Source organism: Bacillus multifaciens (genome assembly GCF_030756675.1).
Classification (GTDB): domain Bacteria; phylum Bacillota; class Bacilli; order Bacillales; family Bacillaceae_G; genus Bacillus_A; species Bacillus_A multifaciens.
In genome coordinates this window covers 107586-122574 of the sequence record NZ_JAVBXD010000010.1, presented here as the reverse complement: position 1 = coordinate 122574, position 14989 = coordinate 107586, and the positions used below count along the sequence as shown (strand labels likewise).

The following is a 14989-nucleotide window of genomic DNA, read 5'->3' as shown; positions in this document are numbered from 1 at the left end:
AAAGATGAGCCCTATTCAATTCAGGAATCATCTTCTTAAAACTGCCTAGGCTTTTTTTAAAATGTCCTTTACAAAGGGTACACTTTAAGCGGTCAGGGCCTTTTCCTGCCACATGCGATGTTTTAAAACAAAGGGAAAAAGCGAGTACAGGTGGTGTTGCAGTCTACAAAACAGCAACTTCTATGTCGAAAAATTAAAATTGATTTATATAGCAGGGAGCAATAACAATGATTCGTGTACGTATTGAAGGAACAGAAACTGAAGTTATGCAATTTTTAAAAGATATGCCTGAAGTACCTGGATATGAAAGAACATATTCACGTGAGCCGCGAAAAGGAAATAATCCGAAGTATACAAATAGTAAGAGTGTTTTAGCATATCTCACATATAAGCAAAAAGAAGAAATAAAATAACCAAGCCTATTTAGGTTTGGTTATTTTATTTTGCATGAGATTGAAGGAGTACCCTTTTTGAATAAATTAAATAATATGTAGATAATCTAAAATATTTTTTCCGATTAATAAAAGAGTAACGACAATAAACAGTATTCTCACATATGAGACGCCTTTTTTAATTGCAAAGTTTGATCCTACAAAAGCTCCAAAAATCATAGCAATCCCCATCGGAATTCCATATGAAAAATTCACAACATCTAAGTATAAAAACATGATGAGAGCGGCAATGTTACTACCAAAATTAAGAACTTTTGCATTGCCAGCTGACTGAATAAAATCAAAGCCAATCATTAAAAAGGAAAACAGCAAAAACGAACCAGTTCCAGCTCCAAAGAATCCATCATAAAATCCAATCATAAATACTGTCACCGAAAAAACTGCTCCTCTTTTCCAGCTCATTCCTTTATATTTAGAATCTTTCCCCCAATCTTTTTTTAAAAGGGTATAGATAGCAACTGTAATTAATAATACGAGCATTAACGGTTTTAATATTTGCGAAGAAATATGTTTTACCACATATGCCCCAAAAAAAGAACCCAAAACAGTCAAAGGAAATAATTTAGATACAAGTCGAAAATTTACTTTTCCTAATTTAATAAACGATATAGTACTTGTTAAAGCTCCCATTGAACTTGCTAATTTGTTCGTAGCAATTGCAGTTGAAGGTAGTAATCCTGTAAACAGTAAGGCCGGAATAGAAATTAACCCGCCTCCTCCAACTACTGAATCGATGAATGCAGCTAAAAAACCAGAGAGTACTAAAAAAACTAGTGTGTATAAGTTTATATCTTCCATAATAACTACCCCTATAATATAAATTTGTTTTTAGTGAAAGATTTTGATATTTAGTCACTATTAAAGTAGTGACTAAATACATATTAGCAAAATCATAAGTGTTTGTGAATGAAAAATTTGAAAATAATGACTAATAAGGGGGACTGAGAAATCAAATTTATTTATTTAGTCACTACTCAATTACTTTATGAAAAACCGACAGAAAAGCATTTTTTTAAATGGTCGAGAGGGACTGGCGATGCATAGAAGCGGTTAGGGCCTTTTCCTGCCACGCACAAGGAAAAGTAGCCAATAAGTGCAGGCTCCTGCTCTTGTTTGCATGACAGCAGTCTATATGCCGAAAAATGAATTTATAAGTAATAGAGAGACACATCTTCACTAGAATCATACCCTTTTCTAAATTTCTAAAAGGTATAGCTGAGTAGTTACATTATTTAAATAAATATTAGCAATTAATAACACAATAGAATTTATTTACTAAACTGTTGTTTAACGATACTATTAGTTTTAGTAGTTATATGTTTATCGTGTGTAGAAGTAATATCATTATATAAAATGTTTATATAGGAAGGTTATTATGGAAAAAATCTTACAAAAAGTTCAATCGTTAGGTTTTAATCAATACGAAGCGAAAGCGTATGTAGCCCTAGTATATTTAGGGACATCAAGTGCTTATCAAGTAAGTAAACAATCTGGTGTTCCTCGTGCTCGTATTTATGAAGTGTTAGAAGGATTAGAAAAAATGGGTGTAGTGATGAAAGAAGAAGTAAATGAAGCTGCACAATATTCTCCTTTGCCTGTTGATGTATTTCTAGAGTCAATAAAACAAAAATGGGAAGATACATATACATCTGTACAACAAGAATTAAAAGAAGTTGAGAGCCAAAGACCAAAAGCTGATCCGCGTGTTACAACTATAAAGGGAGAAGAAACAATCCTTTCATTTTGTCGTATTCTCCTACGCCGAGCTCAAAGCAGAATTATCATATCTATGTGGGATACGATGTATGGAAAGCTTGAAGAAGACTTACAAGAGATGCAAAAAACTTGCAGTCTAAAGGGAATTGTCTTTCAAGTTAAGAATCCATTACCAAATTTAGTGATTCATCGTAAGACGGATTACGTAGATAACATCGGCGAAAAAAAATGGTTTATTATTTCAATTGACGGCAAAGAAATGATTTACGGCCACCCTGTAGAGCAAAATGGAAATACCTTTTATACAGATGATTCTGTACATGTATCTCTATTAGAAAATTACATATGGCATGATGTACTAGTGAATCGATTGATGCAAGAAAGCAAAGATAATTTACAACCATGGATATCTGTAGAAAGAGAGAAATTTTTCTGTGATTAATCTTAATCATTTTTCAATGAAAAAATTACTATTTCACATGAACGTTTTAGCGTATTTTTCCATAAAAATGTAGCATAACTAAACGTAAGTAATTACACATTTGATATGTTAACAATTTTAAGGGGGAAATAGCGCATGGCATTATTATGGTCATTAATTATTGGAGGCATTTTAGGTTGGTTTGCTAGCTTAATCATTGGAAGAGATGTTCCTGGTGGGGTAATTGGAAATATTATTGCAGGTATTATTGGATCTTGGATCGGTACATCACTTCTTGGAAAATTCGGTCCTGTGATTGGTGGTTTTTCGATAGTCCCAGCTTTAATTGGTTCCATTATTCTTATTTTTATTGTTAGCTTTTTGCTTCGGATGATGAAAAAGTAAAGTAGGAGGACTGTTTACTTATGTAAGCAGTCCTTTTTCGTTAATTTTGTGTTATATTTGTAAATCTGTTATGCTAAGGACATAACATTTGGAGGTGTCAACATGAAAGAATTTACAGTTAATTTTCATCAAGAAGATAATGCAAAAGCAACGACTGTTTATAAATTAAATGAAGATGATTTTAATAAAGCAACAGAAGGCGGTACGCGTCATCTGTTTGATTTAGATACTAATGTAGGGTTTTTTGTCTTCTTTGATGCGGAAGATGCTGAAGGTAATGAGCAATATTTAATGCTTCAATATGAAGGGGATCATGAAGAACCAAGCGCGTGCTACGGTTTTGATTTAAAACTATTTTATCAATTTGTAGCCCTGTATTTAAATGATCTTGAGTTCCAAGGTGAAACGGATGAAGAAGAGGAAGAAAACGGTCCAATTCATCATTTAGCACATTTACTTTATCACATCGTAGAAGATGGTAAAGAGATTGAAGCTTAATTACATAAGAAAGGCTGCTCCTTATGCGGACAGCCTTTTTGTTTTGTCTTGTTTAAGAATATAATTGATAAAGAGGTATTGGCAAGCGCCGCCAATTATGAGAAAAACGGCACACATATTAAATAAGAAACTCCCGCTAAAGTGTTGTAATAATAAAGCTCCGGCTGCTGGACCAAGCATCCGTGAAATATCCCAGTGTGTACCGTATATAGAGAAATAAATCCCTCGCATATGTGCTGGTGCTAATTCTGAAACAAAACGTAATAGATGATTTAAAGCTATACTTTCACCGATTGTTAAAATTAATAGTGTGAAAAATAATAACCATAATGTATTGGAGTAGCCGTAACCAATCGCAGCGATCGTATAGCAAACATAAGAAATACCAATAATTTTTTGCATTGAAAATTTCTCTGCCCATTTTACGATTCCGACTTGCAAAACAATCTCCATAATACCTTTACATGTAGCCATAAATGTAAAAACAAACATAAAATTGGTGAATAATTCTTTTTCAGCATATAGTCGATAGTTTGTTTCCGTTTGTGCATAGAAAAAACTGATAGGTAGCATAAAAATCATAAGTCCAAACACGCTATAATGTTGCTTGAGAAAATGTGTCCATTTCATAGAAGTGTTTTTTTGTTCGTTATGTTGAAGGATTGGAGCTGTTTCTGGAAGTTGAGTCCATACAATTAACGAATAAAAAAATAAAGCAGCGGCCTCTAGGATAAAAAGTATGGTTGGATTATCTTTATAAAAGAGATATCCAAGAGCTGGGCCAACGATTGCTCCAACAGCTCCAACTGTTTGAATGAGAGCAAATACTTCGGCTTGCTTTTCTTTCTCTGTTACATCTGCAATTTGTGCTCGTTGTGCAGGAATATAAAGAGAACGCCCTAGACCATTCATAATGTAGAAGAAAGCGAATAGTATAACGGATTTGGTGAAAATAAAACCAGTCATAGCGAATGCTTGTAAGAGTAGTCCAGTTAGAATAATTCTTTTTCTTCCATATCGATCTGTAATGCTACCACCAAAAAGTGTAAAGAGAATTTCACTAAGCGGTTGTAGTCCAAAAAGTAACATAGTAAACAAGGCGTTTCCATTTAAAGCTTTGTTTACATATATGATGAAAATAAGTGCGAGCATTGCTCCGGTTATACTCGTTAACAGTTCTCCAAATAACCGGATCAATATCGGTTTACTATAACGTTTTGCAAATGTCATCATTTCATTCTCTCCTTTCTATATGGAAATTTTATGATGGAAAGGAAAGAGGAAAAAGAGTAGAATGAAGCAAAGAAATTTTTCATCTTTTAGGGGGATAGGCATGATAATTTTGGATCATTACATACAGCTCTGGTTTCAGTATGCAAAAGGGAGAGACCTTGGCGACAACATAGAAATATCACTGCAAGACATTTCAAAATCATTATATTGTACAGATCGAAATAGTAAATTCACAATAAAAAAACTAGAAGAAATGAAATGGATTTGTTGGTTGCCAGGACGAGGAAGAGGAAATCGGTCTAAAATCGCTTTTTTACAAGATCCGGCAACGCTTATTTATGAAAAAGGAAAGGCGCTAGTGAAGCGGGGCGAAATCAAAAGCGGAAAAGCTTTTATTCAAACATATGCAGAGCATTTTCCCTATGTATTAGAACAATTCAAAACATGGATTGACACACTTTTTGGATACCACATTGAACAGTCATCTCAAGGAAGAATCGATGTTTTACGTCTAAACATGCGCATGCAGCCAATTACATGTTTAGATCCTATGTATGTAACGCTTCGCTCTGAGTGTCACATTGTTAAGCACGTTTGTGATACGCTCGTTCATTATAATGAATTGACAAATGAAGTCGAACCTCGTCTCGCTTTTTATTGGGAATATAATCATACACATAAAATATGGACATTTTATCTCCGTAAAGGCGTTCATTTTCATAATCAAAAAGTGCTTACTGCACATGATGTCAAGTATACTTTCAATCGTTTTTTAAGTACAAAATACAATCCATATCGCTGGATGCTACAAGATATTAAAAGAATACATATCGTAAATGAATATACAATCGAAATTCACTTACAAAGAGAAAATGAATTATTTTTACATATTTTAGGAGGGGAACATTGTTCTATCATTTCCGAATCATATAAAACAGAGACTAATCAATACTTATTAAATGGAACAGGTCCATTCAAACTTGTTAAAAATGATGATGAACTCCTTATTTTAGAAGTAAATCCTTTATATTTTCGCGAGCGTCCATTTCTTGATCGTATTGAGCTTTGGTACGCACAAGATTTAAGCAGTTATAGTGGTTATGAAGTATTATCCGGTTCTATACAACATGATAGAAAGAGCGCTCCAAAAGAAACGTCTCAATTAGAAGCGAATGTAACATACATAACACTTAATATAAAAAAGCAAGGTCCGATACAACATTTAGCTTTTCGACAAGCCTTACAACAAATTATAAATGGCAAGAAAATATTTAATGATTTAAGAGGAGAACGAGGAGAAGTAGCAACGAATCTGTTATTAGGAAAAACAATTGAAATAAAGAACAGAAATTCAATTAAAGATTTATTAGGGATTAGCGGGTATAGAGGGGAAACATTATATTTATATACCTTTCAAGAGCAAGATCACGCTGAAGATTCACATTGGATTCAAAGGGAATGTGCTAAGTATGGAATTAAGATAGAACTATCTTTTTTAGATGCACATGAACTTCTTACACCTCGGGTAATACAAGAATCTGATTTGATACATGATAGTGCTACAATAAGCGAGCATACGGAATTAAGTTATCTATATTTACTATTAACGACAAATAGTTTTCTTCATCAGCATAGTTCTTTCAATTTAAATGAGAAGTTGCAACGTGTATTTAAGGAACAAAACTGGAGTGTTCGTTTGCAATTGTTAGGGGAAACAGAACAGGAGCTGTTAGAAAATATTCATATCATTCCTTTGTATCGAAATAATATGACAATACATACGCAAGAGACAATACAAAATGTAGCAATTAACTCTCAGGGATGGATTAATTTTTATTATATATGGTTTAAACAACAACATAACGTAACAATGTAACGATTGGTTCAGAGTGTGAAATTGGAGTAGTGGAATATCATGAAACATACAAAAATAAGAATCAATCACTTGTGAAAGAATATAAACAAGTATAGATGAATACTGAAATTCACGATATAAGATCCACTTTATCCCGTGTCTTACCTCAAGATTTAGAGGGAAGTTTTTAGAAATTGATTAAAAACACTCCCTTCATATGAAGAGAGTGTTTTTAATTTATTGTTTTAGAAACTTAAATTGAAATTATTCTTCAATAATCTCGTATTCTTCATCTGCTAATAATAAAATTTGTAACTTCTTACCTTTGTTATGTACTTCAATCACATCATACGTTCCTAAATTTTTCAGCTTATTAGCTGAAGCATTTACCATTCCTTCAACAGAGTCGATTAAAATATCTTCTTCAATGTACGTTTCAGGTAAAGACATATCTTCAGTTTCTAATACACATGCATATAAATTTTGTAAATCAGTAGCTGATGGATTTAATTCCTCAACATCAACTATATTTTTTACTGCATCTACATGCTTTTCTTTCGGTTGATATACTTTAATTTTTGCCATATTCTATTCTCCTTTATTTCTTAATCTAAGAGGCTATATATTATTATAACGTTTTTTATGAAAAACATGAAACAGTAACATGTCTGTAAATGAAAAAGTGATATAATTAAATAAGTTTTTATCGATTTTCTAGTTATATTTGAGGAAAAAGTCATTGTTACTTCTTTGGTTGAATACAATAAAGTAGAAATACGATGCATAAAATTTTTCGCTTTCTTAATCTTTATATTGCATATATAATTTAGAAGAGACGAATCGGACTATTTATTTAGAAAAGAATTGAGGTTTAACAAACAATGACAATAAAAATTATTACAGATAGTGCGGCGGATTTACCGGAGGACCTGCTCCAAGCTTATGATATAGAGGTTATTCCTCTTCGTGTATTTGATGAACAAGAAAACGAATTCTTTGATGGTGTAACACTAGATCCTATTGATTTACTACGAAATATGAGAGAAGGAAAATTATATAAAACATCATTACCTTCCTTAGAAAAAATTCAAGAAGTATTTACTACATATGCAAAACAGAATATCACCTGTATTTATTTAGCTTTTTCTTCTGAGCTCTCTGGCACATATCAATCCTCTGTACTCGTAAAAGAGGAAGTAAAAGAATCCTACCCTAATGCTTCTCTAGAAATTATTGACACGAAATGTGTATCAGCTGGCCTAGGATTAGTCGTAGTAGAGGCTGCGAAAATGGCACAAGACGGAGCGATAAAAGAAGAAATTTTAAACCGTATTGCATTTTTGACTGAGCATATGGAACATATATTCACTGTTGCAGATTTACAATATTTAGTTCGTGGTGGACGGTTAAGTAAAGTGGCAGGATTTTTAGGTGGTTTATTAAATATTAAGCCAATTTTAAATGTAGAAGATGGAAAGCTTATTCCACTGGAAAAAATACGCGGGCGGAAGAAAGTATTTCAACGTATAGTTGAGATTATGGAAACAAGGGGTAAGGACCTTAAAAATCAAACAATTGGAATTTCACACGGTGATGATTTAGAAAGTGTCGACATATTAAAAGAAATGATTACCGAGAAATTTGGTTGCAAAGTATTTGTAGTAAATTCAATTGGTGCAGCTATTGGAGCTCATGCTGGTCCGGGTACATTAGCTATCTGTTTCTTAAATGAAGTATAAAAAGAAACAGTCTCTTTAAAATAAGGGACTGTTTCTTTTTTTATTCGTATCAATTACTAAAATGCTACAAATAGTATGAGAACATAAATGTATTTTATAAATAACCGTTTAACTAAAAATAACACCAAAAAGTAATAACTATTTTAAAGGGATAACACCTACTTGTAAATATTTTTTAAGACAAAACAACAATTTTATTATATAATTTTAATAGAATAAATATTGAAATTTAGGTGTTTAAATTTTGTTTTAAGGATGGTATTTCATGAAAAACATTGACTTTATTCTTGAGAGTGATGAGGGATTAAAGCCATCAGAACGACTTGTTTTATTACTATTAGAAAAACATAGTATATTATATACAAATGATTTACTGGTTTTATCGAATTTATCATATAAAACATTAGTAGATTCTTTAACTACACTTGTTATGAAATCGTATATAACAAAGGAAACTGGAAAAGGCCGCAAGCAAAATAGATATAGTTTAATATAATTATATTATTGTAAACAAAAAGAGGGAGAGCTGTAAATATGCTCTTCTTCTTTTATACTTAAAATTCATCATCACTAATTAAATTCCCCGCGTCATGATCTTTCATCAATCGCTGCTTCAAATAATTTTCTTTCGTTGTTCTATCATCTTTATGCCCAACAGCTGCGGCGATAATATGCGGTGGTAATTGTTTATAGTCATATAAATATTGAACATAAAAATGCCTAAAGAAATGGGGGGTTATTTTTTCATTCTTTGTAAAAGATAGATCAGTTTCTTTTATAATCTTCGTAATATATTGAGATAGGTAATTTTCTTTATACGCTGTATGATTTTTTGTTTGAAAAATTGTACCGCCATGATTAATTCCTAATTCAATTGGCAGGCGTCGTCGTCTTCGAAAAGCAATGATTCTCTCAAACACTGCCTTATTAATGGGTACAATTCGTTCAGAATCTCCTTTTGTATTCACATAAAGAAAATAGCGATCGCGTAATGCATCATATTCTAAATCTTCCCACCTTGCATGCGCAATTTCAGCAACACGTAATCCGGTTGTTGCCAATATTGAAAGCAAGGCATAATTGATAGGATTATCTTTATAATAGGAAAGCAATTGTTTTACTTCTTCATAAGATAACTCTCTTTTTGGTTTATGTTTTTGTGTTATCGTTGTACTTAGTATATCAATGTACAAAGGCTCTTTAATATATTCAATTTCATATAACCATTTTAAAAAAGAACGTGTAATGCGTATCTTTCTACTTACTGTTGCTGGCTTATATTTTTCGTTAGATTGATAGGATATAGCTTCTTCAGCAAGCCACTTTTGATAATTACGAATATGTCGTTTTCGTAAATTCATCCAAACTTTACCTTCTATGAAATGTTCCACATCCATTTGTAAAAATTCCATATGCTCTTTAATAAAAAAATAAAATTGTGATAAATCTCTAGAATAGAGAAGACGAGATGTATCTTTCACTCGTTTCTCTTTATCAAAATGCGTTTGGCGATTTAAGTAATAGTACAAAATTTCTTCGTCAGAAAAACCTTCATATGAGTATGTATGTTGACGTTCATTTTGTTCTTTTCGATCTTCAGCTTGCTTTAAAAAATCTTCGTTCCATATCGCAATTGTATTTGCGAATCTTTCTTTGTTATTTTTATTGTGTAATAACGACTGTTGATTTTGAATTGGTAATAAATTAAATTTCACTTTATATCAAATCCTTATTTATTTCACTTATATCATGAATGAAACAAAATAAACTATAACTATATTATATTTTAAATTTTATGTAAGTAAAATTCAATAGTTATTAATAACCATAGAAAATCACACATTTTCTATGATTTAAAATCTATTTATAAATTTTAATTTTCATAAGTTGAATTAAAATAATATAAAATTTAATTTAAAAACAAAAAGAAATTACGTCTGTTTATACTATAATTATAATTTTGTTTTATATGTGTTATAATAAATTTACACTGTATAACATTTATATTTTAAATTCTAATTTCATATAAATTATATTTAGTTTTGATTAGAAAGGATTTTATTTTTATGTACGATCAAACATATGAACAATATATGGATACAAATGAGGTAAAAGATTATTTATGTATTTCAAATTTCACATTTAAGAAATTAATGAGAGAACATAAATTAACACCAATTAATAAAGATACGTGGCGATTGGATGGAAGTTTTTTGTTTCGAAAAAATGAGGTTACTGCATTACAATCTCAGTTACGTATAGAAGGAATCACATTAAACCAAGCAAGTAAACAGTTTCATATTAGTATGTATCAATTATGGAAATGGATTGAAGAAGGGGAGTTATCCTATACAATTCAAATGCATAGAAATAAAGAAACAAAGTTTGTACAAGAAGATGACGTTAAGAATCTGGCTGAAAAATTAGATGATAGTAATAGTCTTTATACATATTCTCGAAAATATAATGTTGTTTTATTTCAAAAATTTATACAAGGGAATACAATTGCCCGCATAACCTCTATTCCAAAAAGAGGAGATATTATCGTAACAGATGAATTTGGAAATGAGCTGACATTACAGCAGGCAAAAGAAAGCGGCTTTTTAGCAGCGTATCAATTATTAGACAAACCGAGAAGTCACCATCAAAAATTCGTGAAGTTTCGTCTTTTGAAAACACACAATTTACGAAGTGATATTTTCCAGCGAATTGATTTTTTATTGCAATATGTCTCACCACGAAATCTTCGAATTTCAGAAGAACACAATTTTTGGATTATTGAAATTCGCCAATCGCTCATTCAAGTTCCTATGCAAATCCAACAAGAGTGGATTGATTCTCTTATGCCCTATATAATAGAAGGGAAATTAGTAAAACGGCCAAATAATAATATTTACTTAGATAGCAATAGTGTTACGAAAAGTGTTGTACTATCTTCATCAGAGTATCAATCTATCTCAAACATTGTAACTGAAGAAAAGATGTCAATTGAAGAATTTATTACTTCTGCAATTCGTGAAAAATTAAATCGTCATACAATAAAATACTAAAAGGCTTATCATGTTATTGATAAGTCTTTTTATATACAAAAATATCCAAAATGTCTTTAAAAATGACCTTTCAGATTCTTTTTTAAGAGGAGATAATCTATAAAACAATATGATAAGGTTCAACTTATATAAAGCCCCGAAAAGAGGTTTATAAAAGCCTTAAATTGATTTGGTTATATTTTGAAGTAAATTAATTTGCATATAGTTTACATAATAATTTTATGTTCTGAATAATTAAGTGGGATAGCAAAGAATCAATAACATTTCTTTATACATCTTTATAAAGAAAATGAAAAAGGTATCTATATAAATACAAATTAAAAAATCGACATAAAAACCTCTTTCTTTTTATCCCGCATTAACGGGCAGTAATACTCCCACCTCAAAATTCGGCGAAAGCAAAGAAGTTAGGTGGGAGATAAACTGCCCGTAAAAGCCCGATTGGTTCAACTAATAATCAGTGGGGGATGAAGAACCCCCCACTGATTAAAGTTTCACTTTATGCGGGCGAGAGCATCTGGCCATGCATAGGAGCGGTCAGGGTCTTTTTCTGCCACATGCGAAGTTTAAACAAAGGGAGAAAGCGAGTGGAATCTCCTTTTTTTTCTGCATAGCAGCAATCTATATGTCGGAAAATCAAAATGGATTCATATATATTAATAAAAAATATAACTTTCTATACGTGAAAAACAATGATATAATTTCAATTAAAGTGTAATATTACACTTTAATTGAAGGGGGAGGTAATTTGAAAATCGGTAAAATTATACTTTCTATAGTAATATACGCAAGTTTACTAACTGTATCTATATACACATATACAATGCAGCTAGCCCAACCTGTAATGGCAGATGCAGGGCGGTTACTTCCAACAAAAATTAAACGAATCGAAAACGTTGAAGATGAAAAGAAATTACAACAAATGGTTCAAGGCGCAAATGCTTCAAATGAAAAGCTCTCTATTGCGGGGATGCAGCATACGCAAGGTGGTCATACATATTATCCAAATGGCACTGTTTTGGATATGAAAAGGTACAATAAAATATTGGAATTTAATCCAGGGCAAAAAAGAATAAGAGTGCAAAGCGGTGCAACATGGAATGATATCCAAAAGGTGATTAATCCATATGGTCTTGCGATTCAAGTGATGCAATCGCAAAATATCTTTACGATAGGTGGTTCTTTAAGTGCAAATGTACATGGTCGAGATATTCGGCATGATGCACTGATAGATACAGTTGATTCATTTCGGTTATTAATGGCAGACGGTAACATAAAAAATGTCAGTAGAAATGAAAATACAGAGTTATTCTCTCTCGTAATAGGTGGATACGGTCTATTCGGATTCATTCTAGATGTAACATTAAAATTAACGGAAGATGAACTATATCAAATACGAACTAAGACGTTAGACTATCGTGAATATATTTCCTATTTTAAGAAACATGTGGAAGGTGATGAAGGTGTGCATATGCATTTAGCACGTATTTCTGTTGCACCAGATTCATTTTTACGTGAGATGTACGTGACAAATTACGTTCTCGCTACGGATCAAGAAAAGCGAGAGCAATATAGTACCTTAAAAGAAGAGACGAATGTTGCCCTGCCAAAGTTTTTTCTTGGGTTATCTAGATACAGTGACTGGGGAAAAACAATGTTTTGGAATACCCAAAAGAAATATTTTGAACATACGGATGGATCCTATGAAACTCGTAATAACGTCATGAGATCAGATAGTGCATTCATGGAATATGAAAATCCGAATCGTACAGAAATTTTACAAGAGTACTTTATTCCAGTTGATAACTTTTCTACCTATATAGATGACTTGAGAAATGTATTAGGACATGACGAACTAAACCTTCTTAATATCACTATTCGGTATGTGACAAAAAACGAAAGTGCGGTTTTATCCTATGCGAAAGAGGATATGTTTGCTCTTGTTCTTCTTATTAATCAAGGGCGTTCTGAAGAAGAAATAGAAAAAACAAAAAGAGTAATCCAGAAGATGATAAACGTTACTTTACAACATGATGGAAGTTACTATTTGCCTTATTATCAATATCCGGAAAAACAGCAGTTACAAAAAGCTTACTCTCGTTCAGATGAGTTTTTTCAAAAAAAGAGGGAATATGATCCACAAGAACGGTTTGTTAATTTATTTTACAAGGAGTATGGTCAATGACATATACAAGATTTGTAGTTTCACAAAGTCTCATTATGATGGCTGGAAGTATGGTATTTCCTTTTTATGTATTATTGCTAAGAAACGTAGGAAATAGCTTTTCACAATTTGGATGGGCATATGGTTTATTTGCATTAACATCAGCGCTTGCCTATCCTTTAATCGGTAAGGTTTCTGATCGGTTTGGTGATAAAAAACTATTGATTGTATATTCCTGGTCAATGGCTGTGTTAATGTTATGTTTTCCAATCGCGACAGAAGTTTGGCATGTATATATTTTGCAAATTATGATGGGATTGTTAGGGGCTATGCAGAAAAATGCAGAAAAAACATCGCTTGTACGAAAAATAGAACGTAAAGAAGCTGGCTATGAAATTGGAAAATATCATATTTGGACATCTTTAGGAGCAGCGATAGCCATTATTTTAACAGGGTATTTGGTGGATTTTTTAACGATTGGAACGATTTTTTACGTCGCTTCTATTCTATATATGATAAGTGGGATCGTACTTTGCCGAATAAAGAACAAAACCGCATATAACCGATAACATTTGTTTTCGGTTATATGCGGTTTGCAGAGGTTTAATTCACATTTAAGTGCTGTAAAAACAGCGTAGCTGATACGTATCGTTTCGCTAATCTTTGAACATACGCAGTATGAACTGATAACGTTGCAATAACAATTGCATTTCGAATGGCTTCGCGCTGTTCCTTGTTTATATGCTCAATTTTAGCTGCTAACTCATCGGCATTTTCTTTTATTGTTTGTTCAATCGTATAAATCGTATTCGTTGTATTGAATTGAATGTAACCTCGTTGATTTAATTTTTCAAATAAAGAAGAGTAAAAAACATATAATTGTATAGGGTTAATTAAATCATCAGTGCGATCTGCAGGGTCATTCACGATAAGCTTTAACAACTTTCGGATAGAGTCAAAATCGAGCGTTGTTTTTAAATCTTCTACAATAAATAATAAGGCCGCTTGTTCAATTGAATATTTTTTCCCCTTTTGCGGAGAGCCAATCATTTCTTTTATATCACGTTTCACCCAATTTTGGAGTGCTGTAATAGAAAAGTTAGTATTTTCAATTTGATTCCCTAGAGCTACAATTTCGTTTAATGAGAATCCAATATCCGTTTCTTCGATTTTAATCAGTTTTTCAAAAATAGGTGCTAATGCAGTTGTAATAATGGCTGTAAAACTTTGACCGCTTTCAATATCTTCTTTATGTGACTTTGCCCAGGCTTCTTGTAAAATTGCAAGAGGCTTTTTTGTATTCCATCCTCTAAGAGAAAGAAGGAGCATCCCCATTTCGCTACGTGTGAGATGAAATGTTTCCATCTTTTCACCTCCAATAATATAAAGGTTCTTATGAACTTATATTATGCATTGTTCTATATAAAGTCAATTTTATTTTCACGATTGCTCTTGT

Annotated in this window: 15 protein-coding genes; 10 read left to right on the top strand and 5 right to left on the bottom strand. The window is 31.9% G+C overall.

Annotated elements, in window-relative coordinates; translation table 11 throughout:
- The first annotated feature begins 227 nt into the window (after nt 1-227).
- Nucleotides 228-413 (top strand): DUF3970 family protein, encoded by a 186-nt coding sequence (locus Q9306_RS09340; protein ID WP_251228824.1) that lies wholly within the window; start codon nt 228-230, stop codon nt 411-413.
- 66 nt (nt 414-479) lie between these two features.
- Here the strand turns inward: Q9306_RS09340 and Q9306_RS09335 are convergent, their stop codons facing one another.
- Nucleotides 480-1250, bottom strand: coding sequence for a sulfite exporter TauE/SafE family protein (locus tag Q9306_RS09335; protein WP_306197548.1), 771 nt, complete (start codon nt 1248-1250; stop codon nt 480-482).
- Between the two features lie 577 nt (nt 1251-1827).
- Here Q9306_RS09335 and Q9306_RS09330 point away from each other — a divergent pair.
- From Q9306_RS09330 to Q9306_RS09320, 3 genes are all read left to right on the top strand, one after another.
- Nucleotides 1828-2610 (top strand): TrmB family transcriptional regulator, encoded by a 783-nt coding sequence (locus Q9306_RS09330; RefSeq protein WP_306197546.1) that lies wholly within the window; start codon nt 1828-1830, stop codon nt 2608-2610.
- Between the two features lie 135 nt (nt 2611-2745).
- Nucleotides 2746-2994 carry a GlsB/YeaQ/YmgE family stress response membrane protein gene (locus Q9306_RS09325; RefSeq protein WP_020061819.1) on the top strand — a complete coding sequence of 83 codons (249 nt, stop codon included), beginning with the start codon at nt 2746-2748 and terminating at the stop codon, nt 2992-2994.
- 102 nt (nt 2995-3096) lie between these two features.
- Nucleotides 3097-3492: a cytosolic protein gene (locus tag Q9306_RS09320; protein WP_098917800.1), complete on the top strand. Its 396-nt coding sequence runs from the start codon at nt 3097-3099 to the stop codon at nt 3490-3492.
- A 21-nt stretch (nt 3493-3513) separates the two neighbouring features.
- On the opposite strand, the gene Q9306_RS09315 is transcribed toward Q9306_RS09320, so the two are convergent.
- Nucleotides 3514-4725, bottom strand: a complete 1212-nt coding sequence (locus Q9306_RS09315) for an MDR family MFS transporter (RefSeq protein WP_306197541.1) — start codon at nt 4723-4725, stop codon at nt 3514-3516.
- A gap of 100 nt (nt 4726-4825) precedes the next feature.
- On the opposite strand from Q9306_RS09315, the gene Q9306_RS09310 reads away from it, so the two are divergent.
- Nucleotides 4826-6601: an SgrR family transcriptional regulator gene (locus Q9306_RS09310; protein WP_306197539.1), complete on the top strand. Its 1776-nt coding sequence runs from the start codon at nt 4826-4828 to the stop codon at nt 6599-6601.
- A 243-nt stretch (nt 6602-6844) separates the two neighbouring features.
- On the opposite strand, the gene Q9306_RS09305 is transcribed toward Q9306_RS09310, so the two are convergent.
- Complete coding sequence (locus Q9306_RS09305) at nt 6845-7165, bottom strand: hypothetical protein (protein WP_306197537.1); 321 nt, start codon at nt 7163-7165, stop codon at nt 6845-6847.
- Between the two features lie 296 nt (nt 7166-7461).
- On the opposite strand from Q9306_RS09305, the gene Q9306_RS09300 reads away from it, so the two are divergent.
- Both Q9306_RS09300 and Q9306_RS09295 read left to right on the top strand, forming a co-directional pair.
- On the top strand, nt 7462-8319 hold the full coding sequence (locus Q9306_RS09300; protein WP_306197536.1) for a DegV family protein: 858 nt from the start codon (nt 7462-7464) through the stop codon (nt 8317-8319).
- 265 nt (nt 8320-8584) lie between these two features.
- Nucleotides 8585-8815: a hypothetical protein gene (locus tag Q9306_RS09295; protein ID WP_306197533.1), complete on the top strand. Its 231-nt coding sequence runs from the start codon at nt 8585-8587 to the stop codon at nt 8813-8815.
- 58 nt (nt 8816-8873) lie between these two features.
- Here Q9306_RS09295 and Q9306_RS09290 read toward each other — a convergent pair whose 3' ends face one another.
- Nucleotides 8874-10013 (bottom strand): tyrosine-type recombinase/integrase, encoded by a 1140-nt coding sequence (locus Q9306_RS09290; RefSeq protein WP_371932366.1) that lies wholly within the window; start codon nt 10011-10013, stop codon nt 8874-8876.
- Between the two features lie 372 nt (nt 10014-10385).
- Between Q9306_RS09290 and Q9306_RS09285 the strand changes: the two genes are divergently transcribed.
- The 3 genes from Q9306_RS09285 (at nt 10386) to Q9306_RS09275 (ending at nt 14102) form a co-directional block, all read left to right on the top strand.
- A complete protein-coding gene (locus tag Q9306_RS09285) occupies nt 10386-11369 on the top strand; it encodes a DNA-binding protein (RefSeq protein ID WP_306197528.1) in 984 nt (327 codons plus the stop codon).
- Between the two features lie 748 nt (nt 11370-12117).
- Nucleotides 12118-13554, top strand: a complete 1437-nt coding sequence (locus Q9306_RS09280; protein ID WP_306197526.1) for an FAD-binding oxidoreductase — start codon at nt 12118-12120, stop codon at nt 13552-13554.
- Nucleotides 13551-14102, top strand: coding sequence for an MFS transporter (locus Q9306_RS09275; protein WP_306197524.1), 552 nt, complete (start codon nt 13551-13553; stop codon nt 14100-14102). Before Q9306_RS09280 ends, Q9306_RS09275 begins: the two co-directional genes overlap by 4 nt.
- 34 nt (nt 14103-14136) lie before the next feature.
- Here the strand turns inward: Q9306_RS09275 and Q9306_RS09270 are convergent, their stop codons facing one another.
- The gene (locus Q9306_RS09270) at nt 14137-14898 is read right to left on the bottom strand and encodes a DUF1836 domain-containing protein (protein WP_306197521.1); all 762 of its coding nucleotides are present in this window, start codon (nt 14896-14898) and stop codon (nt 14137-14139) included.
- Between the last annotated feature and the right edge of the window lie 91 nt (nt 14899-14989).

Coding starts and splice junctions, on each gene's coding strand:
- Q9306_RS09340 (WP_251228824.1), top strand. CDS start 228: ATGATTCGTGTACGTATTGAAGGAACAGAAACTGAAGTTATGCAATTT.
- Q9306_RS09335 (WP_306197548.1), bottom strand. CDS start 1,250: ATGGAAGATATAAACTTATACACACTAGTTTTTTTAGTACTCTCTGGT.
- Q9306_RS09330 (WP_306197546.1), top strand. CDS start 1,828: ATGGAAAAAATCTTACAAAAAGTTCAATCGTTAGGTTTTAATCAATAC.
- Q9306_RS09325 (WP_020061819.1), top strand. CDS start 2,746: ATGGCATTATTATGGTCATTAATTATTGGAGGCATTTTAGGTTGGTTT.
- Q9306_RS09320 (WP_098917800.1), top strand. CDS start 3,097: ATGAAAGAATTTACAGTTAATTTTCATCAAGAAGATAATGCAAAAGCA.
- Q9306_RS09315 (WP_306197541.1), bottom strand. CDS start 4,725: ATGATGACATTTGCAAAACGTTATAGTAAACCGATATTGATCCGGTTA.
- Q9306_RS09310 (WP_306197539.1), top strand. CDS start 4,826: ATGATAATTTTGGATCATTACATACAGCTCTGGTTTCAGTATGCAAAA.
- Q9306_RS09305 (WP_306197537.1), bottom strand. CDS start 7,165: ATGGCAAAAATTAAAGTATATCAACCGAAAGAAAAGCATGTAGATGCA.
- Q9306_RS09300 (WP_306197536.1), top strand. CDS start 7,462: ATGACAATAAAAATTATTACAGATAGTGCGGCGGATTTACCGGAGGAC.
- Q9306_RS09295 (WP_306197533.1), top strand. CDS start 8,585: ATGAAAAACATTGACTTTATTCTTGAGAGTGATGAGGGATTAAAGCCA.
- Q9306_RS09285 (WP_306197528.1), top strand. CDS start 10,386: ATGTACGATCAAACATATGAACAATATATGGATACAAATGAGGTAAAA.
- Q9306_RS09275 (WP_306197524.1), top strand. CDS start 13,551: ATGACATATACAAGATTTGTAGTTTCACAAAGTCTCATTATGATGGCT.
- Q9306_RS09270 (WP_306197521.1), bottom strand. CDS start 14,898: ATGGAAACATTTCATCTCACACGTAGCGAAATGGGGATGCTCCTTCTT.